Genomic DNA, 18,613 nt, shown 5'->3' on the forward strand with positions numbered 1-18,613 from the left:
TGGCGAAAAATGACATGAAAAAAGACGTAGCGGTCCCGGCCCTTGGACTCGTTGGCATGCTGCGCTGGGCCTGGACCCAGCTCACCAGCATGAAAACAGCGCTTTTCCTGCTGCTGCTGCTGGCAGTGGCCGCCGTGCCCGGGTCGCTCTTTCCCCAGCGCTCGGTGAATCCGGAGCAGGTGACCATCTACCTGACCAACAAGCCAACCGCCGGGGAGTGGCTGGACCGCTTCCAGCTTTTCGACGTTTACTCCTCGGTGTGGTTCTCGGCGATCTACATGCTGTTGTTCATCTCGCTGATCGGCTGCATCCTGCCGCGCGTGAAAAAGCACGCCAAGGCCTTGCGCACCCCTCCGCCGCGCACCCCCTCAAGGCTGAACCGGTTGCCGCAAAACGGCACCATCGAAATCCAGTCCGCGTTGGAGTCTGGCCTCAGCGACGCAGAAATCGCCAGGCAGGCCGCCGCCCTCTTGAAGAAGCGCGGTTATCGTTCAGAAGCTCGTACCGAAGGCCCGACCCCGTCGGCGGGCGCCGAGCGCGGATACATCCGTGAAATCGGCAACCTGCTGTTCCACATTTCCCTGGTGGGGCTCCTGGCCTCGGTGGGCATCGGCGGAGCCTTCGGGTACAACGGGCAACGCGTCCTGGTCGAGGGCGAGACGTTCGTGAACTCTCTGGTTTCCTACGATTCGTTCAAGCCCGGCACCTGGTTCAAGGAAGACTCCCTGGACCCGTATTCGGTGAAGCTCGACAAGTTCAACATCACCTTCGACCGCGAATCGACGACCCACTTCGGCCAGCCGATCGACTTCACCGCCGAGGTCGAAACCCGCCGCAGCCCGGATGCCGAACCCCAGAAGGAAACGATCCGCGTCAACCATCCGCTGCGCATCGATGGCGCGGACATGTACCTGGTCGGCAACGGCTACGCACCGGTGGTCACCGTCCGTGACGGTGCTGGAAACGTCGCGTTCAGTGGACCGGTGGTGTCGGTGCCCCAGGACGGCATGTACACCTCGCTGATGGTGATCAAGGCTCCCGACGCCAAGCCGGATCAGCTGGGCTTCCAGGGGTTCCTGCTCCCCACCGCGATGACTGACGAGACGGGGTTCGCGATTTCCGGCGACCCCAATGCCATCAACCCGCAATTGCAGCTGAACTCGTACTACGGAAACCTGGGACTGGACGACGGCAATCCGCAAAACGTCTATGTTCTTGAAACCGACAACCTGAAAGAACTGAACAACCGAAACCTCGACGCCGGGGGCATCGTGCTGTCGGCAGGACAGACCTACAGGCTGCCGGACGGCAAGGGAAGCATTTCCTTTGACGGACTCAAGCGCTTTATCGGCGTGGATATCGCCTACGACCCGAGCAAGCGCCCGGTGGCGATCTTCGCAGCGCTTTCGCTGTTGGGCCTGGGCATCTCACTGTTCACTGCCCGACGCCGTGCCTGGGTGAAGGTCAAGACCTCGGTTGACGGATCGGGCCGTGAAGAGCGGATAATCGAATACGGATTGCTGGCCCGCGGTGAAGACCACGGACTTGAATCCGAAGCCAAGGAGCTGCGCAAGCTTCTTGAGCAGCAGTGGCCCGCCGTTGAGCGAGCCGGAGTCTAGGAGACCGAATGGAAAACAACATGCCCACGATCAACGTGGCCTTGGGTCAGTACAGCGACCTGTTCATGTTGCTTGCCGCAATTGTCTATGCATCGGCTTTCGTGGCCTTCGCGTGGGATCTTGCGAAGTCAAGCAAGCTCATCCAGGAAATCGACGCCGCGACGCTTGCATCGGAAAAGAAGGTCCTCGTCGCGGCCGGCGCCGTGGGAACACCACCCTCAAGTGGCGCGGAAGACGAGCTGGTCAACGACTCCATGACGTACACGGCCAGCTCCGCCAAGCGCATGGCGGCCAAGATTGCTGTCTCCCTGACATGGCTTGGCGTGCTGTTGCAGGGCTTTGCCGTGGTCGCCCGCGGCATTGCTGCCGGCCGCGTGCCGTGGGGCAACATGTACGAGTTCCTGTCCACCGGTTCCTTCTTGGTGGCCCTCGTGTTCTCGCTCGTGTTGTTGAAGAAGGACCTGCGCTTCATGGGCACCTTCGTCATCGGCCTAGTCACCGTGATGCTGTGTGGAGCCACCATGGGCTTCCCGACACCGGTCGCACACCTGGTGCCCGCACTGCAGAGCTACTGGCTGATCATTCATGTGTCCATTGCCGTGCTGGCCTCGTCGTTGTTCACCATCACCTTCGCGATGAACGTGCTCCAGCTGGTCCAGCACTGGCGAATGGATGCCCTGGCCGCGGGCAAGCCGGACAAGATGCCGTTCATGCGGCTGGTCCCCGGTGCCGCTCCCTTGGAAAACTTCGCCTACCGCATCAATGCGGTGGCCTTCGTGATGTGGACCTTCACCGTGATGGCCGGAGCGATCTGGGCCGAAGCCGCCTGGGGCCGTTACTGGGGCTGGGACACCAAGGAAGTGTGGAGCTTCGTGATCTGGGTTGTCTACGCCGGTTACCTGCATGCCCGCGCCACCGGCGGCTGGACGGGCGCCCGCTCGGCCTGGCTGAGCATCATCGGCTACCTGTGCATCGTCTTCAACTTCACAGTCGTGAACATCTACTTCAACGGACTGCACTCCTACGCGGGCCTGTAAAGACCCCACGCTGCACCTGGTGGCCCCATTCCCGCATTTGCGGGCGCGGGGCCACTGCCGCGTTAACAGGCCCCTCGAGGGGCCGCTGGCGGCCTTCCCGGCTTGGTCCATTCACAGGTTGTGGTCCGCTTTTGGTCTATTTGAGTGCCGGTCAGAACCAGGAAGGCACCGACGATGCAGCGCCTGAGTGGACTACTCGAATGTGCCAAGCCGGGACCACGGCAGTATCTGCGAAGGGCCCAAGGCTTAACGGCCGCGGATGCCGTCCTTTCCGCCGAGGCGCACAACGGCCAGGACTTCGAAGGGCAAGGCAACGAGCCTGACGGCAGTTCGGTGCGCTGCGACGGCATTACCGTCACGTCCCTCAGCTTCACCGGCGTGCCAAGGGCACACGGACCGATCTGGGACGCAGCATTGGGTGGAAGACGGCTGTCCGATATCAGTGCCCCTTGGCCCCCGATGGCAGTGGCCACCGCAGAAGGAAGCCAGTTTGCCTCCGGCGTCCGTGCGAATCGCTAAATGGAAGTGGAATTCAATGGTGATCGACATCACTGGCGAAAGTGCATGAATATCGTGCGTTTCGGCTCAAATAACACGAATAATCCATCGATTTCTGCCGAAAACTGCCGTGATTCCGATGGAATTCGCTGAATCCACCACCCGATTAGGTCGACGGGCAAAGCGCTGTTATTGTTGTATCTACCGACGCGGGGTGGAGCAGTTCGGTAGCTCGCCGGGCTCATAACCCGGAGGTCACAGGTTCAAATCCTGTCCCCGCCACAAAGAAGAAGCTCTTGTCCCAGACCCGGGACAAGAGCTTCTTGCATTTCCGGGGCAAGCGGGGCCACCCGCCTGATGCTTTGGGCCCCAGCGCCTGCCGTGCGAGCGCGGCCATATGCTTCCTGATCCGTCTTGCTGCCCGTCGGCACCGCGGAGGCCCGGATGGCGACCGCAGGAAATGGAGCGGCACTACGGGACAAATCAAGAATCTCTTGCTCAAAATCAATTCTCGATGTTAGGATCGGCATTTGTCGATCATTTACTGTGATCGACTCAATCTAGATCCCGATCCATGGGAAACGTCCTGAACTGAAGGGAAAGATCCGTGCTGAATCCGCAAATGACTCACACAGGCGCTCTTTCCCTGCGCGTATCCAATCGCCAGTACAAGCAAGAACCAGGCCGTCGGTTGCCCCGCGAATAGACTTCTGCACGCCAGCAGCAAGCCAAGCCCCGCAACCACACAATGGTTCGGGGTTACTTTTTTGGATCCGATCGTTTCCCCGAACCTTTCTAGCTTTGCCGTGGATTTCCATGGCAAGGAAAACAACACCAGAAAGTGAAATCGTGGAGACCATCAACAGCCGGCTCAAGAACTGGGCTTCCATCCTGGATGAGAAAACCCGTGAGCAGGCCATCACCGCTTCGAAGATGGCATTCATCTTCCCCCACCTCGCCTTGATGCCCGATGCCCACCTTGGCAAGGGAGCAACAGTAGGATCCGTCATCCCCACCTTGGGAGCCATCATTCCCGCGGCGGTCGGGGTGGACATCGGGTGCGGAATGATTGCCGTGAAGACCCAGTACACCGCACGCCAGCTGCCCAAGGACCGCAAGCCGCTGCGTGAGGACATCGAACGCGCCATTCCACTCTCGGCCGGCAAGTACAACCGCAAGGTCGTCGCCACCGCGGTGCCACGCATCGCCGAACTCAAGGACCTCGCGCAGCGTGCAGGCTTCGATCCGGCAAGCTACGCGGGAAACTGGGAACTGCAGCTGGGGTCGCTCGGCTCGGGAAACCACTTCATTGAGGTCTCCCTGGACGAAGACGACAACGTGTGGCTGTTCCTGCACTCGGGCTCGCGGGGTTGGGAACCGGATCGCCACCAAACACATCAAGGTGGCCCAGCAGGTTGCCAAGAAGTATTGGATCGAACTTCCCGACCCCGACCTTGCCTACCTAGTGGAGGGCACCGAGGAATTCGATGCCTACATCCGGGAGTTGCGGTGGGCGCAGCATTTCGCCCTGCTCAACCGCGAGGAAATGATGGACCGGGTCATTCGCCAGTTCAGCGAATGGGTTGGGGGAGAAGTGCGGGAAATCGAGCGGATCAACTGCCACCACAACTTCACCGAGAAGGAAACGCACTTCGGCAAGTCGGTGTGGCTCTCGCGCAAGGGGGCCATCCGGGCCCTCGAGGGGGATCCGGGACTGATCCCCGGGTCCATGGGCACCGCATCCTACGTGGTCGTCGGCAAGGGCAACAAGGTGGCGCTGGATTCCTCGCCGCACGGCGCCGGCCGGGAATACTCGCGATCGGCAGCCCGCAAGACCTTCAGCGTCGAGCAGCTGCGGGAAGCGATGAAGGGGATCGAATACCGCGACACCGACGCCTTCATCGATGAGATCCCCGGTGCCTACAAGCCGATTGACCAGGTCATGGAGGATGCCGCCGACCTGGTGGACGTGAGGCACAAGCTGCGCCAGATCATCAACGTCAAGGGGGATTGAGCAGATGGGTGGTGGCCCAAGGAAGACTTGGTCCACCACCCATCCGGTGTATCGGGGTCGAGAAAGCGACTACGGCGTGTGCCGAGGGGTTTCCTCGGTGGGGTTTCCGCCTTCATCCCGCGGTTTGCCGTCTTCGCGCAGCTTGCGTTCGCGGGCTTCGAGTTCGGCCTCCTTGCGGCGCAGTTCGTCCTCGCGGGCCTTGTTGCGGCGCTGCGTTTCCAGGTTGCGGAGGAATTCCGGGTCGTCGTCCGGTGCACCGGTGGCAGGCCTGTTGGCCTGGGTGGGCTGCGCGTAGTTGCTGGAGGACGGGCGGCCCAACCAGAACCACAATCCTGCTCCGATCAGTGGAAGCAGGACAATTGCCGCCACCCAACCTGACTTGGGCAGCGAACGCACATCACTCGGACGCGTACGCACGCATTCGATCAAGGCATAGATGGTTACTGCGAGTGCAACCAACGCCATAAAAATAAAGTTCCTGACCATGCCTACAGTCTAGTGAATTTATCTGTGTTCTGGCTGCGTCTAGACTGGAGGGGTGCAGTTCTTCAAGTACACCGTGATCCGGTTAGCCCTTTTCTTCGTAGTTTTCCTTCCACTGGTCTTCCTTTTGCAGTGGCCGTTGTACACGGCCGGCCTCATCGCACTGGTGATCGCCTTTGCGCTGAGCTACCTGTTCCTGAACAAGATGCGACTGGCGGCTAACGCCGATGTGCAGAAAATGTTCAACGCACGGGGACCCAAGAAGACCAGGCACGACCTGGAAGACGAGGAAGCCGAAGACCGCTTCCTCGACAACGGACAGTAAACTTCGCATCCATGCGGCCGAGGGGCTGCGCATTGCACGCCAAGGTGTGCAATGCGCAGCCCCTCTAGATTTAAGCGAAGAATGGGCCGTTGGTCAGGAACGCTGTCCTGCGTTTCTTTCGAGTTCGGCCGCCAGCAGTTCCCTGGCGTGGGCCAGGTGCCCATCGAGTGCCCCGGCCGCGCCTTCCGGGTCCCCGGCCGCAATCCGTTCCAGGATGGTGGCGTGCTCGCTGGCGATCTGGGCGGAATCGAGCAATTCCAGCGACTGCACGCGAGTCATGCAGAGCCGGACCTCGCCCAGCAGCGAGCGATACATTGCGCTGGTCCGCTGGTTGCCCATCGCGTCAACCAAGGCCGTGTGGAAGTCCATGTCGGGGTCGATGATTGCCGTCGCCGGCTGCGAAAGTCGGGCCTCGATTTCGGTGTTCGCGCTGCGCGCGGCGTCCGGGACGGTGGCGGTCCTGGCCAGGCGCCGGACCACCTCGGACTCCAGGAACGCCCGCGCGAAATAGATGTCCCGGACCGAGTCGGCCCCCAGCGTCTTCACCCTTGCCGTCTTGTGGGCTCCGCGCTCCAGCAGGGAATCCGCCACCAGTCGCTCGATGGCGGCCTTGGCCGTTGGGCGGGCGACGTCATAGGATGCCGCCAGCTCCGCCTCGGTCAACGGCGTTCCCTGCACGAGGTCGCCCGCGTAGATTCGTCGGCGCAGATCCCCGGCGATGGCATCAATGATGGAAAGCGCGGAGACGCGTTGGCTCATGAAGACGGGATCCTTTGATTGGCGGGCAACAGGGACAACAATCGTGACAGATTTTTCCGACGGGAGCTTGATGCACAAGTGTACTTGTTAGACAATTGTAGGGTTGGTGGCTTGGACACTCAAGACCCCCTCCACGCCCGACGGAGTATTCTCACCTGATGGAACGGAAAAGCCACACCTTGATTCCCACACTGCGCAATGCGCTGGGCAACAACGACCAGCTCACCGAACGCGCCATCGACCTGCATGCCTACGCGAACGATGCCTCCCACTTCCTGCTGACACCGCAAGCCGTGGCGATCCCGAACAATGCCGCCGAGGTCGGCGCCCTGCTCAAGGCCAGTGCCGAGCTCAAGCTGCCGCTGACGTTCCGCTCGGGCGGGACCTCGCTCTCGGGGCAGGGGGTCACCGACTCGCTGCTGGTCGACGTGCGGAAGAACTTCAAGGACATCGAGGTCCTGGACAACGGCATGCGCGTGCGCGTCCAGCCCGGAGTCACGGTGCGTGCACTGAACGCACGGCTGGCGCTGTACGGACGCAAGTTCGGGCCGGACCCGGCCTCCGAGGTGGCCTGCACCATCGGCGGCGTGGTGGCCAACAACTCCTCCGGGATGCACTGCGGAACCGTGGACAACGTATACCGCACCCTCGAATCCCTGGTCATCGTACTCACCAGCGGAACCGTCATCGACACAGGTGCCCCCGATGCCAACGAGAAACTTCGGGCCCTTGAACCGGTTCTTTTTGATGGCCTCGAACGCCTCACGAAGCGCGTGCGGTCCAACCCCGACTCCGTGGCGAGAATCAACCACCAGTTCTCCATGAAGAACACCATGGGATATGGACTGAACTCATTCCTTGACTACGAGGATCCCGCCCAGACACTGGCCCACCTGATCGTCGGTTCCGAGGGAACGCTCGGGTTCGTGGCCGAGGCGACGTTCAGGACCGTGCCCACCTACAAGCACGTGACCACGTCCCTGCTGGTCTTCGACGACCTCTTTACCGCCAACGAATCCCTCGAGGCGCTGGTGGGCTCCGGGGCCGCAACCGTGGAACTCATGGATTCGCTCTCGCTGAAGGTCGGGAAGGCGCTGCCCGGGTCACCGGCGATTGTCAGCGACCTGAACGTGCAGTCGCATGCCGCGTTCCTGGTCGAATACACCGCCACGAGTGCCGAGGAACTGTCCGAACGCCAAGCCGCGGGCATGGCGCTGGCGAACTCGCTCGAGCTCAGCGCCCCGGCCAGGTTCAGCCCGGACCCCAAGGCCCGCGCCGAATTGTGGCAGCTGCGCAAGGGCCTCTACGCCTCCGTGGCGGGGGCCCGCACCCAGGGAACCACCGCGCTGCTGGAAGACGTGGTCGTGCCGGTTCCGGCCCTGGCCAGGACCTGCGCCGAGCTCTCGGTGCTCTTCGAGCGGTACGGCTACGAAAATTCGGTCATCTTCGGCCACGCCAAGGACGGCAACGTCCACTTCATGCTCACCGACGGTTTCCACACGAAGGACCAGATCCAGCGCTACTCGGCATTCACCGAGGACATGGTTGACCTGGTGCTCGGCGAGGGCGGCTCGCTCAAGGCCGAACACGGCACCGGCCGGATGATGGCACCCTATGTGCGCCGCCAATACGGCGACGAACTTTACTCGGTCATGCGCGAGCTCAAGACCTTGCTCGACCCGGCGGGCCTGCTGAACCCGGGGGTCATCCTGGACGAGGACCCGCAGGCACACCTGCGCCACATCAAGGTCACCCCCGCCGTGGATGAGGAGGTCGATCGCTGCGTGGCCTGCGGCTACTGCGAGCCGGTCTGCCCCTCGCGGAACCTCACGCTGACCCCGCGCCAGCGCATTGTCACGCTGCGCGCCATCGAAACGGCCCGGCAGGCCGGCGACGAAAAGCTGGTCGCCGAGCTCGAGAAGGACTATTCCTACGAGTCGGTGGACACCTGTGCGGTCGACGGAATGTGCCAGACCGCCTGCCCGGTGGATATCAACACCGGCACCCTGGTGAAGAAATTGCGCGCCAAGGAGGCCGGCAGGATCGAGGGCGCGGTTTGGGACGCCGCGGCGAAGCATTGGTCGGCCGTGACCCGGGGCGCCGGCACGGCGCTGACCATGGCCGACAAGGTCCCGGTTCCGCTGGTTCTTGGCGCCAACAAAGTGGGCCGCGCGGTGCTGGGGGACGACACGCTGCCGCTGTATTCCGCCGAGCTGCCCGCCGGCGGCACCAAGCGGGCACGTCCGGCACCGGCCGGGGAACCGGTCGCGGTGTACTTCCCGGCCTGCGTGAATACCATGTTCGGCCCCGCGGACCCGTGGCAGGCCGGGATCCAGGAAAGCTTCGGCGCCCTGGCCGAACGCACGGGCATTGAACTGCTCGTGCCCGAGGGCATCGACTCGCTGTGCTGCGGCACCCCGTGGTCATCCAAGGGGATGGAAACGGGACATGCGTCCATGGGGGAGCGCACCGTCGCGGCCCTGCGCGCCGCCAGCCGCAACGGCGAGCTGCCGATCCTGTGCGATGCCTCCTCGTGCACCGAGGGCCTGCGCCACGTCATCGAAGCCGAAGAGATCCCGGCAGGCGGCAAGGCCCTGCGGATCATCGACGTGGTGGACTACACCGCCGAACACATCCTGCCGCTGCTGCCCGCAGGGCGGAAGGTGGCCTCCCTGGCGTTGCACCCGACGTGTTCCTCCACGCGCATGGGGCTGAACCCGGCGCTGCACACCGTCGCCGAGGCCGTGGCCGAGACCGTGCAGGTCCCGGAGAACTGGGGGTGCTGCGCCTTCGCCGGGGACCGCGGGATGCTGCACCCCGAGCTCACCGCCTCCGCCACCGAGGCGCAGGCAGCCGAGGTCCATGCCTTCGGTGCCACCGCGCACGCCTCGTGCAACAGGACCTGCGAGCTGGGCATGACCCGGGCGACGGAGCAGCCCTACGAGCACGTGCTGGAATTGCTGGAGCGCACCACCCGGCCCTAGCGCGGGGCGATGCCCGCAGACATGTTGCAGGCATCGCCCCGGGGCCGTGGCGGATGTGGCGGGCACGGACCTGGCCGGTCCACCGGAACGATGTCACGGCTACGATGGAACAATGCCCGGCACCACCGCAGCCCGGCCCCCTGGTTGCGGTTCCTCCGCCGAACCCGCTCCCGAGAGGCGATTTTCCGATGGACGTCAAACACCAACCCAAGGGCTCCAAACGGGCCCGCTCTTCCTTTGACTGGTACGCCGTCGGGAAGGGTTGGCTTGTCACGGTTGGACTTTGGCTTGGTTTGGCCTTGGCGCTGGCCGTGGACTGGGATGCGAGGTCGGACGAGCATTACAGCGGGCAGCTGGACAATGTCGATTTCTGGCCGATGTTTGCCGTGGCGAGCCTGGTCGTGGCGCTGTTGGCCGGGCTCCCGCTGGCACTGCTGCTGGACCGGCTGCTGCGCAGGGTGCAGGTTCCCTGGCTGCACGTGGCGGCGTTCTTCGTCTTCTTCACCTTGCTGCCGGCGGGCCTGTTGATCCGGTACGCCGAGATCGTGGAACCATACCCGCTCCTCTTCTGGGCAGTGCTGGGTGCCTGCGCGGCCATCGGCAGGGCCGCGGCTTTCCTGAGGGGCCGTGCCTTCCGCCGGCCAACCACCTGGGGATGACCCCGTGCCGGCACCGGCCGGTGGCACGCAACGGGCCCGGCCGCTTTCGCGGCCGGGCCCGTCACCTCGGTTGGTGGATCGTTCGGGGTCCCTAGGCCAGGGCCTTGTCCATCACGATCGCCACGGTGAACAACGCGGCGTAGGCAAGGTTGATGATGCCGGTCTGCTTGAGCACCGGGATCAGGGCGCCGGGCTCGTGCCTGCGCAGCACGGTCCAGCTCGGCATGCCGCCCAGCAACGCGGTGAGCAGGATCAGCCACATCCACGGATGGGTGGACACCAGCACCAGCGGCAGCAGGATGGCCACGGCCAGCATCATCACGTAGCTGATGCGTGCCGCCTCATCGCCCAGCCGCACGGCCAGGGTCATCTTGCCGACGTCCTTGTCGGTGGGGATGTCGCGGATGTTGTTGGCCATCAGCAGGGCGGTGGCGATGAGTCCGGTGCCCACGGCGCCGATGTAGGCCGGCAGGGTGAGCTGGTGGGCCTGGGTGTAGGCGGTGCCCAGGGTGGCCACGAGGCCGAAGAAGATGAAGACGAACACCTCGCCCAGTCCCCGGTAGCCATAGGGGTTCTTGCCGCCGGTGTAGCCCCATGCCGCGACGATGGCCGCGACGCCAACGAGCAGCAGCGGCCAGGAACCGGTGTACACCACGAGGAATGCGCCGACGATGCCGGCCAGCCCGAAGCAGGCGAAGGCCGCGTTGCGGACCGTGGTCGGGTTGGCCAGACCGGAGCCGGTCAGCCGCAGCGGGCCCACTCGAACGTCATCGGTGCCGCGGATCCCGTCGGAGTAGTCGTTGGAGTAGTTCACCCCGACCTGCAGCAACAGGCCCACCACCAGGGCCAGGACGGCTTCGAGCCAGGCGAGCTTTCCCGTGGTGTCCACGGCGGCCGCGGTTCCAATGACCACCGGGGCAATCACAATGGGCAGGGTGCGCAGGCGTGCCCCCGCCACCCACTGGGCAATCGTAGCCACCATCAATCCTCTCGCTGCTTGGATAAAACATGCAGCCCTCATTCTCCCTTGCCCGCGGGCAGGGGAGAAATTCCGGGGAGCCCGGCGGGGGTTGGATCCACAGTGAATCGAGCGGATCCGGGCCCCGGAACCGCATCAACTGGCTGGCTGGTCCAAGACGGCAGCCAGGCGCGAGGCAAGCAGCATCCGGTCGACCTTGCCGTTGGGCAGCAGCGGCAACGACGGCAGGTTGAGCATCCGCCGGGGCACCGCCGCGGCTCCGAGCGCCTGGCGCACCGCGGCGGCCAAGGACTCCGCGGCGGCGTTGCCCGCATAGGCGGCACCGATCTGCTGGCCCCATTGGGCATCGGGCACCGGCACCACGGCCACCGCCGAAACACCGGGCACGGATTCCAGGACGTGCTGGACCTCGGCGGCGGAGACCTTCACCCCGCCGGTGATGATCACGTCGTCCGCCCGTCCGGTCACCGACAGCACGCCGTCGGTGTAGCTGCCCAGGTCTTCGGTCGTGTACCAGCGCACGCCGGAATCATCGACGCTGAAGTGCCTCGCCGTCAGTTCCGGGTTGCCGAGGTAGCCTGAGGCGATGGTGGTCCCACCCAGCCAGATCCGTCCGTCGACGGTTTTCACCTGGACCCCGGGCAGGGCGCGGGCGTCGTAGACGCAGCCGCCGGCGGTCTCGCTGGAGCCGTAGGTGAGGTGGAGCTTCAGCGAGTGCTTGGCCGCCGCGTCCAGAACGGCCCGCGGCGCGCGCGCCCCGCCGAGCAGGATCGCATCGAAGCGCTTGAGCGTCGCCAGCGTCTCATCGGTCGGGTCGGTGAGCAGGCGCTGCAGCTGCGTGGGTACCAGGGAAACAAGCCGCCTGGCGTCGGTCAGGGCGGAGGCCGCCTCGTTGAATCCGGCGGCATCGAAGCTGGTGTCCAGGTCCATGGCCCAGGGGCGGGTCCCGGCGTAGAGGCTGCGGGTGAGCACCGCGAGCCCGGCAACGTAGTGCAGCGGCAGGGCCAGGAGCCACTGGCCCTCGAACCCCAGGTATTCGGCCGTGGCCATGGAGGAGGTGGCCAGGGCCTGGACCGAGAGCGCGGTGCGCTTCGGCGTTCCGGTGGAACCCGAGGTGCGCACCACCGCCGCGATGTCTTCCAGGCCCTTCAGCTGCGCCGCGTCCACGGGGTTCACCCGATAGTCGTTGTTCGTGGTGCCGGGCAGGATTTCCACCGCGGGACCGTCCTCGTTGAGCGAGGCGGACAAGGCAGCGAGCGCGGAATCTGGATTCATGGGTGGTGGGGGTCCTCGGCCTTAGAAGTAGTACGGGTGGCCGGACCAGTCGGGGTCGCGCTTTTGCAGGAAGGCGTCCCGTCCCTCGACGGCCTCGTCGGTCATGTAGGCCATGCGGGTGGCCTCGCCGGCGAAGACCTGCTGGCCGGCCAGCCCGTCGTCGGCCAGGTTGAAGGCGAACTTGAGCATGCGGACCGCCTGCGGGGACTGGCGTGCGATGTCGGCCGCGTATTCCAGGGCGACTTCCTCGAGTCGCTCGTGGTCCACCGCCTCGTTGACCGCACCCATGGCCACCATGTCCTCGGCGGAGTGCTCGCGGGCGAGGAAGAAGATCGATCGGGCGTTTTTTTGCCCGACCTGGCGGGCCAGCAACGCCGAGCCGTAGCCGGCGTCGAAGGAGCCGACGGTGGCGTCGGTCTGCTTGAACTTGCCGTGCTGCCGGGAAGCAATGGTCAGGTCCGAGACGACGTGAAGCGAGTGCCCGCCGCCGGCGGCCCAGCCGTTGACCACGGCGATGACCACCTTGGGCATGGTGCGCATCAGGCGCTGGACCTCGAGGATGTGCAGGCGCCCGGCGCGTGCCGGGTCGATCGAGTCGGCGGTCTCGCCCTCGGCGTAGCGGTAGCCGTCGCGGCCGCGGATGCGCTGGTCGCCGCCGGAGCAGAACGAGTGCCCGCCGTCCTTGGGGGAGGGGCCGTTTCCGGTGAGCAGCACCGTGGCCACATCCGAGCTCATGCGGGCGTGGTCCATGATGCGGTAGAGCTCGTCGACCGTGCCGGGGCGGAACGCGTTGCGGACCTCCGGGCGGTTGAAGGCGATGCGCACGGTCGGCAGGTCGCGGACGATGGCGCCCTCGGCGTCGCGTTCGACCTGCCGGTGGTAGGTCATGTCTTCAAGGTCGAAGCCCTCGACAACGCGCCAGCGCACGGGGTCGAAGATGTCGGAAACCTTGGCTGGAAACTGGGGGGTGGATTCAACGGTGCTCACAACCATGAATGCTATCCGCTGGGCGGCCCCGGGGCGAAAGGGCGGTGATGGGCGGCGCTTTGGGTGTCGGGTGCACCCCGGCAATGCCGTCGCGTGAAGGTACTGGTCGCGGATTGGCAGTGAAACTGTTCAACAATTAATATTGATGTTTTCCTTGACAGTGTGACCTTCGTCAAAGTGCGCCCCCACTTGGATGCTTGTGTTAACCGGGATGGTGTGCACCGCGTTGCGCCGCTGTGCTCCACTCCACATTCGACTTCATGTTGTGATGAAAAATACGGTAAGTTTGCCATCTGCACCCCCGCTTAAGTGTGTGATCGGGCGCCCTGAAACGGGTCTGACCGGGTGTACTCCCCGTGTTACCCATGCGGGTTGATTGAGTCACCAAAGGAGTTACACGTTGGAACCACACAACGTACGAGAGCACCAGCACCCCGTGTCCACCAAGGTCGCGGAACTGTCTGCCGAAGGCTACAAGAAGACGCTGACCCGTCGCCACGTCCAGATGATCGCCATGGGCGGCRCCATTGGCGTGGGCCTGTTCATGGGCGCCGGTGGTCGCCTGGCCTCGACCGGCCCGGCCCTGATCTTCTCCTACGCGCTGGCCGGCCTGATCGCCTACTTCCTGATGCGTGCCCTGGGCGAGCTGATCATGTACCGCCAGTCCTCGGGTTCCTTCGTTTCCTACGCCGGTGAGCTGTTCGGCGCCAAGGGTGCCTTCCTCACCGGTTGGATGTACGTGCTGAACTGGGTCATGACCGGCATTGCCGAGCTGATCGCCATCGGCCTGTACTTCACCTACTTCTTCCCCGGCGTCCCGGTGGAAGCCGCGGCGCTGTGCGCCCTGGGCCTGCTGGTGGCCGTGAACCTCTTTAGCGCCAAGGCCTTTGCCGAGTTCGAATTCTGGGCGTCCTTCCTGAAGGTTGCCGCGATCGTGCTCTTCCTGCTGATCGGCATCTACCTGGTGGTCACCAATGCGCAGATCGGCGACGGACACGCAGCGGTGAGCAACCTCTTCGCCTCCGAAGGTGGCATGTTCCCGCGTGGCGTGCTGATCTCCATCCTGGTCCTGAACGCAGTGATCTTCGCCTACAACGGCATTGAGCTGGTGGGCATCACCGCCGGCGAAATGGAGGATCCCGAAAAGGAGGTCCCCGCGGCCATCCGCGCAGTGGTGGTGCGCATCGTGGTCTTCTACGTCGGCTCGGTCACCCTGCTGGCGATGATCCTTCCGTGGAACCACTACAAGGCCGGCGAGAGCCCGTTCGTGACGGTCTTCGACCAGCTGGGCTGGGGCTGGATCGGCAGCGCCATGAACTTCATCGTCATCACCGCCGCGCTGAGCTCCTGCAACTCCGGGATCTACTCGATCGGCCGCGTCTTCCGCGCGATGGCCAACAACGGCCACGCGCCGCAGTGGCTCACCAAGATGAACAAGCGCTACGTGCCCTACGCCGCCATTTGGGCGATTGCCGCGGTCTACTTCGTTGGCGTCATGCTGAACATCTGGCTTGGCGGATCGTACGCGTTCGACCTCGCCTTGAACACCGCCTCGATCGGCGTGCTGTTCACCTGGGCCTCGATCTTTGCCTGCCAGATCATGCTGCGCAGGAAGAAGGGCAAGGTCTCCAAGCTCCCGATGTCCGGTTCCCCGTACACCAGCTGGGCGGGATTGGTGGCGCTTGCCATCATCACGGTGCTGATCGGCTTTGACACCATGGTCGGCACGGACGGGGAGGTCTTCCACCTGGGCCTTTACACCATTGGCTGCATCCCGCTGATCGCGGTCGGCCTCTGGATCGGCTGGCAGAAGGCCAAGCACAACACGGCCAAGAGCGAACTCTACTCGTAGGGCCTCGTCCACGCCGGAGCGCAAACGGCAAAACGGTGGGTGGGTGGTTCCCAAGGAAATCTTGGGAACCACCCACCCACCGTTGTTTCCGACGCCGTTGCCCGGGGGAAGGGCCGGGCCAAGCTAGGACCGGCGAGCGAGGGCCTCTGCGTCGGTGTCGGCCAGGATGCCGGTCTGGTGGGCGTCCGGAAGCTCGGTTCCGCGCAGCGAGGCACCAGCGGTCTCGGGCAGGTACCGCGTGGCGACCAGACCGATGGCACAGGCCGCCATCATGTAGACGGCCGGGAACAGCAGGAAGTCGGTCTCGTTGATGACTGCCTCGTTGACTATGGCCGCGGTGCCGCCGAAGATCGCGGTTGCCACGTTGTAGGTCACGGCAAAGCCGGCGAACCTGACATGGGACGGGAACATGGCGGGGAAGGTGGCCGTGATGGTGGCCAGTTGCGGGATGTAGAGCAGGCCCAGGATGGCGAAGCCGAGGATTGCGAGCGGAAAACTCCTGCCCATCAGCCAGAACAGCGGCAGGGCCAGCACAAACAGGCCGATCAGCGACGCGAACCACAGGGGCTTTCGACCCACCTTGTCCGAGAGCGATCCGGCAAAGGGGATGACGGCCATCATCGCGACCTCACCGACCAAGATCACCATCAGGGACGCCTTCGGGTCGAGGCCCAGCTGGCCCTCGAGATAGGTCGGCATGTAGCTCAACAACGTGTAGTTCACGACGTTCAGGGCGATGACCAGGCCACTCATGATGAGCATCGGGCGCCAGTAGCCGCGGATGAGCGTGCGCAGCGAGCTTGATTCCTGGACCTCGCCGCGCTCTTCGAGTTCCTGGAAGACCGGGGTGTCCTCCAGCTTGTTTCGCAGGTAGAGGCCGATCAGGCCCATGGGCAGGGCCATCATGAACGGTACGCGCCAGCCCCAGTCCATCATTGCCTCGTCGCTCAGCGCGACCTGGAAGCCCAGCATCACGGCCGTGCCCAGGGCGAAGCCGCCGAGGGTCCCGAATTCCAGGAACGACCCGAAGAAGCCGCGCTTCTTGTCCGGGGAGTATTCGGCCATGAATGTTGCGGCACCGCCGTATTCCCCGCCGGTGGAGAAGCCCTGGACCATGCGCAGGAGGACCAGCATTACCGGTGCCAGGATGCCGACCTGTTCAAAGGTCGGCAGGATGCCGATGAAGAAGGTTGCCAGGGACATCATCAGGATGGTGAGGGCCAGGATGTGCTTGCGGCCCAGCTTGTCGCCCAGCGGTCCCCACACCAGGCCGCCGAGCGGCCTGACCAGGAATGAGAGCGCGAAGGTCCCCAGCGCCATGAGGGTTCCGCCCTCGGTGGGGAAAAAGTGGAAGGTGATGTAAGTCACTGCCACGGCATAGACGCCGTAATCAAACCATTCGGTGAGGTTTCCCATGGCCGAGGCGGCAGTTGCCTTGCGGATTTCGCTGCGGCCGGCGGTGGTGGACAGATCCGGGCCGATGTCTTCGCCGAAATCCACCGGGTTGGTGGCCTGGGATGCCACCGGTGTGGTGTTATTTAGTTGGTTGGGTTGGCTGTTTTCCGGCTGCATTACTGCTCCGTTTGCTATTCAGCTTTCCGTCGACCGGATGCCCGTCCAAATCCATGTGCAAGGCCTGGACGGTGACGGTCCACGATCCGGGCAGGGCCCGGAGTCGGTCAAGTGGAAGACGATACGGCAGGGATTTGGCGTGGTCAACCCGAAAAGTTTGCTTGCCGGGTGGTTGACCCCGCTTGTGGCAAGATGGGATTGTATTAGTGAACGAATGGTCGGTTATTCGGCCGTTCCCGCTCAGGGAGCGGCAATCGGGGCCAAAAAACGGTGTACGAACGGTTCCTTCCGCTGGGCAAACCATCGGGCGGACCTGGGCGTGCACCGAATGACAAAGGAGTTGTTATGACCGAGGCATTCTTGGTGGGCGGAGCCCGCACACCGGTGGGACGTTACGGCGGGGCGCTGTCCAGCGTGCGCCCGGACGACCTGGCGGCCATCGCCATCAAGGCCGCCGTCGAGCGCGCCGGCATAGACCCGGCCGACGTCGACGAGGTCATCTTCGGCAACGCCAACGGCGCCGGCGAGGAAAACCGCAACGTCGCCCGCATGGCCTGGCTGCTGGCCGGCTTCGAGGATTCAGTCCCGGGCATCACCGTGAACCGCCTGTGTGCCTCCGGCATGAGCGCCATCACCATGGCCAGCCACATGATCAAGGCCGGTGCCGCGGACATCGTCGTCGCAGGCGGCGTCGAGTCCATGTCCCGCGCCCCCTGGGTCATGGAGAAGCCCGACAAGGCCTTCGCCAAGCCGGGCGCCAGCTACGACACCTCCATCGGCTGGCGCTTCCCGAACCCCGAATTCCTCTCCGGCGAGCTGTCCCGCGAGGGCAAGGCCACCTTCTCGATGCCCGAAACGGCCGAGGAAGTCGCCCGCGTCTATGGCACCTCCCGCGAGGATTGCGATGCCTTTGCCGTGCGCTCCCACGAACGCGCGCTTGCCGCCATCGAGGCGGGCCGCTTCAAGGACGAGATCGTCCCGGTCACCGTGAAGACCCGCAAGGGCGAGGTCGTCGTGGACACCGACGAGGGGCCGCGCCCCGGGACCACCATGGAGGTGCTGGGCAAGCTGCGCCCGGTCGTCAAGGGCGGCACCGTGGTCACCGCCGGCAACGCCTCCACCCTCAACGACGGCGCCTCGGCCATCATCGTCGCCTCCGAGGCCGCCATCAAGAAGTACGGCCTTGTCCCGCGCGCCCGCATCATCGACGGCGCCTCCGCCGGCCTGGCCCCGGAGATCATGGGCGTCGGCCCGGTCCCTGCCACCCGCAAGGTCATGGAGCGCTCCGGCCGCACCGTCGGGGAGCTCGCCGCCGTGGAGCTCAACGAGGCCTTCTCCTCGCAGTCGCTGGCCTCCATGCGCGAACTGGGGCTGGATCCGGAAATCGTGAACCGGGACGGCGGGGCCATCGCGCTGGGCCACCCACTGGGGTCCTCGGGCTCCCGCATCGTGATCACCCTGCTGGGACGCCTGCAGCGCGAAGTCCAGGAAGGCGGGTCCAAGCTGGGCCTGGCCACCATGTGCGTGGGCGTCGGCCAGGGCGCCGCGCTGCTCATCGAGGGGGTCTAGG

General features: G+C 64.5%; 14 protein-coding genes, 1 tRNA gene and 1 pseudogene. 9 read left to right on the top strand and 7 right to left on the bottom strand.

All coding sequences use genetic code 11. From position 1 onward, the window contains the following. Nucleotides 1–14: 14 nt before the first annotated feature. From resB to BLJ79_RS00875, 3 genes are all read left to right on the top strand, one after another. Nucleotides 15–1,619 (top strand): cytochrome c biogenesis protein ResB, encoded by a 1,605-nt coding sequence (gene resB / locus BLJ79_RS00865; RefSeq protein WP_083410963.1) that lies wholly within the window; start codon nucleotides 15–17, stop codon nucleotides 1,617–1,619. Between the two features lie 8 nt (nucleotides 1,620–1,627). Further along, complete coding sequence (ccsB, locus tag BLJ79_RS00870) at nucleotides 1,628–2,656, top strand: c-type cytochrome biogenesis protein CcsB (RefSeq protein WP_502686086.1); 1,029 nt, start codon at nucleotides 1,628–1,630, stop codon at nucleotides 2,654–2,656. Between the two features lie 706 nt (nucleotides 2,657–3,362). Next, a tRNA-Met gene (locus BLJ79_RS00875) sits at nucleotides 3,363–3,436 on the top strand. Nucleotides 3,437–3,714: 278 nt separating this feature from the next. Here the strand turns inward: BLJ79_RS00875 and BLJ79_RS23205 are convergent. Continuing rightward, nucleotides 3,715–4,098, bottom strand: a complete 384-nt coding sequence (locus BLJ79_RS23205; RefSeq protein ID WP_175475346.1) for a hypothetical protein — start codon at nucleotides 4,096–4,098, stop codon at nucleotides 3,715–3,717. Here BLJ79_RS23205 and BLJ79_RS00880 point away from each other — a divergent pair. Beyond that, nucleotides 4,004–5,168 (top strand): annotated as a pseudogene (locus BLJ79_RS00880) (RtcB family protein). The gene BLJ79_RS23205 and the pseudogene BLJ79_RS00880 sit on opposite strands and share 95 nt — an antisense overlap. Nucleotides 5,169–5,237: 69 nt before the next feature. Here the strand turns inward: BLJ79_RS00880 and BLJ79_RS00885 are convergent. Next, the gene (locus BLJ79_RS00885) at nucleotides 5,238–5,633 is read right to left on the bottom strand and encodes a PLD nuclease N-terminal domain-containing protein (protein WP_286135218.1); all 396 of its coding nucleotides are present in this window, start codon (nucleotides 5,631–5,633) and stop codon (nucleotides 5,238–5,240) included. A gap of 73 nt (nucleotides 5,634–5,706) precedes the next feature. On the opposite strand from BLJ79_RS00885, the gene BLJ79_RS00890 reads away from it, so the two are divergent. Further along, nucleotides 5,707–5,976, top strand: a complete 270-nt coding sequence (locus BLJ79_RS00890; protein ID WP_071212779.1) for a DUF4229 domain-containing protein — start codon at nucleotides 5,707–5,709, stop codon at nucleotides 5,974–5,976. A 93-nt stretch (nucleotides 5,977–6,069) separates the two neighbouring features. On the opposite strand, the gene BLJ79_RS00895 is transcribed toward BLJ79_RS00890, so the two are convergent. Further along, entirely contained in the window at nucleotides 6,070–6,735 is a 666-nt protein-coding gene (locus BLJ79_RS00895) for a GntR family transcriptional regulator (RefSeq protein ID WP_071212780.1), read from the bottom strand. 158 nt (nucleotides 6,736–6,893) lie between these two features. Between BLJ79_RS00895 and BLJ79_RS00900 the strand changes: the two genes are divergently transcribed. Further along, nucleotides 6,894–9,719 carry an FAD-binding and (Fe-S)-binding domain-containing protein gene (locus BLJ79_RS00900; RefSeq protein WP_071212781.1) on the top strand — a complete coding sequence of 942 codons (2,826 nt, stop codon included), beginning with the start codon at nucleotides 6,894–6,896 and terminating at the stop codon, nucleotides 9,717–9,719. Nucleotides 9,720–9,907: 188 nt separating this feature from the next. Further along, the gene (locus BLJ79_RS00905) at nucleotides 9,908–10,378 is read left to right on the top strand and encodes a hypothetical protein (RefSeq protein WP_071212782.1); all 471 of its coding nucleotides are present in this window, start codon (nucleotides 9,908–9,910) and stop codon (nucleotides 10,376–10,378) included. A 91-nt stretch (nucleotides 10,379–10,469) separates the two neighbouring features. Here BLJ79_RS00905 and BLJ79_RS00910 read toward each other — a convergent pair whose 3' ends face one another. The 3 genes from BLJ79_RS00910 to BLJ79_RS00920 all read right to left on the bottom strand — a co-directional run bounded on the left by BLJ79_RS00910 (nucleotide 10,470) and on the right by BLJ79_RS00920 (nucleotide 13,619). Further along, complete coding sequence (locus BLJ79_RS00910) at nucleotides 10,470–11,357, bottom strand: 1,4-dihydroxy-2-naphthoate polyprenyltransferase (RefSeq protein ID WP_071213222.1); 888 nt, start codon at nucleotides 11,355–11,357, stop codon at nucleotides 10,470–10,472. Nucleotides 11,358–11,492: 135 nt separating this feature from the next. Then, entirely contained in the window at nucleotides 11,493–12,632 is a 1,140-nt protein-coding gene (locus tag BLJ79_RS00915; RefSeq protein ID WP_071212783.1) for an AMP-binding protein, read from the bottom strand. Nucleotides 12,633–12,653: 21 nt separating this feature from the next. Continuing rightward, the gene (locus tag BLJ79_RS00920; RefSeq protein ID WP_286135221.1) at nucleotides 12,654–13,619 is read right to left on the bottom strand and encodes a 1,4-dihydroxy-2-naphthoyl-CoA synthase; all 966 of its coding nucleotides are present in this window, start codon (nucleotides 13,617–13,619) and stop codon (nucleotides 12,654–12,656) included. A gap of 400 nt (nucleotides 13,620–14,019) precedes the next feature. Between BLJ79_RS00920 and BLJ79_RS00925 the strand changes: the two genes are divergently transcribed. Next, complete coding sequence (locus BLJ79_RS00925) at nucleotides 14,020–15,471, top strand: amino acid permease (protein ID WP_071212785.1); 1,452 nt, start codon at nucleotides 14,020–14,022, stop codon at nucleotides 15,469–15,471. A 123-nt stretch (nucleotides 15,472–15,594) separates the two neighbouring features. On the opposite strand, the gene BLJ79_RS00930 is transcribed toward BLJ79_RS00925, so the two are convergent. Next, entirely contained in the window at nucleotides 15,595–17,043 is a 1,449-nt protein-coding gene (locus BLJ79_RS00930; protein WP_083410912.1) for an MFS transporter, read from the bottom strand. 345 nt (nucleotides 17,044–17,388) lie between these two features. Between BLJ79_RS00930 and BLJ79_RS00935 the strand changes: the two genes are divergently transcribed. Next, complete coding sequence (locus BLJ79_RS00935; RefSeq protein ID WP_071212786.1) at nucleotides 17,389–18,612, top strand: thiolase family protein; 1,224 nt, start codon at nucleotides 17,389–17,391, stop codon at nucleotides 18,610–18,612. The last annotated feature ends 1 nt before the right edge of the window (nucleotide 18,613 follow it).

Source organism: Arthrobacter sp. UCD-GKA, from assembly GCF_001863355.1.
GTDB lineage: Bacteria > Actinomycetota > Actinomycetes > Actinomycetales > Micrococcaceae > Paeniglutamicibacter.

Coding starts and splice junctions, on each gene's coding strand:
- resB (WP_083410963.1), top strand. CDS start 15: ATGAAAAAAGACGTAGCGGTCCCGGCCCTTGGACTCGTTGGCATGCTG.
- ccsB (WP_502686086.1), top strand. CDS start 1,628: ATGGAAAACAACATGCCCACGATCAACGTGGCCTTGGGTCAGTACAGC.
- BLJ79_RS23205 (WP_175475346.1), bottom strand. CDS start 4,098: ATGAATGCCATCTTCGAAGCGGTGATGGCCTGCTCACGGGTTTTCTCA.
- BLJ79_RS00885 (WP_286135218.1), bottom strand. CDS start 5,633: ATGGCGTTGGTTGCACTCGCAGTAACCATCTATGCCTTGATCGAATGC.
- BLJ79_RS00895 (WP_071212780.1), bottom strand. CDS start 6,735: ATGAGCCAACGCGTCTCCGCGCTTTCCATCATTGATGCCATCGCCGGG.
- BLJ79_RS00900 (WP_071212781.1), top strand. CDS start 6,894: ATGGAACGGAAAAGCCACACCTTGATTCCCACACTGCGCAATGCGCTG.
- BLJ79_RS00905 (WP_071212782.1), top strand. CDS start 9,908: ATGGACGTCAAACACCAACCCAAGGGCTCCAAACGGGCCCGCTCTTCC.
- BLJ79_RS00915 (WP_071212783.1), bottom strand. CDS start 12,632: ATGAATCCAGATTCCGCGCTCGCTGCCTTGTCCGCCTCGCTCAACGAG.
- BLJ79_RS00930 (WP_083410912.1), bottom strand. CDS start 17,043: ATGCAGCCGGAAAACAGCCAACCCAACCAACTAAATAACACCACACCG.
- BLJ79_RS00935 (WP_071212786.1), top strand. CDS start 17,389: ATGACCGAGGCATTCTTGGTGGGCGGAGCCCGCACACCGGTGGGACGT.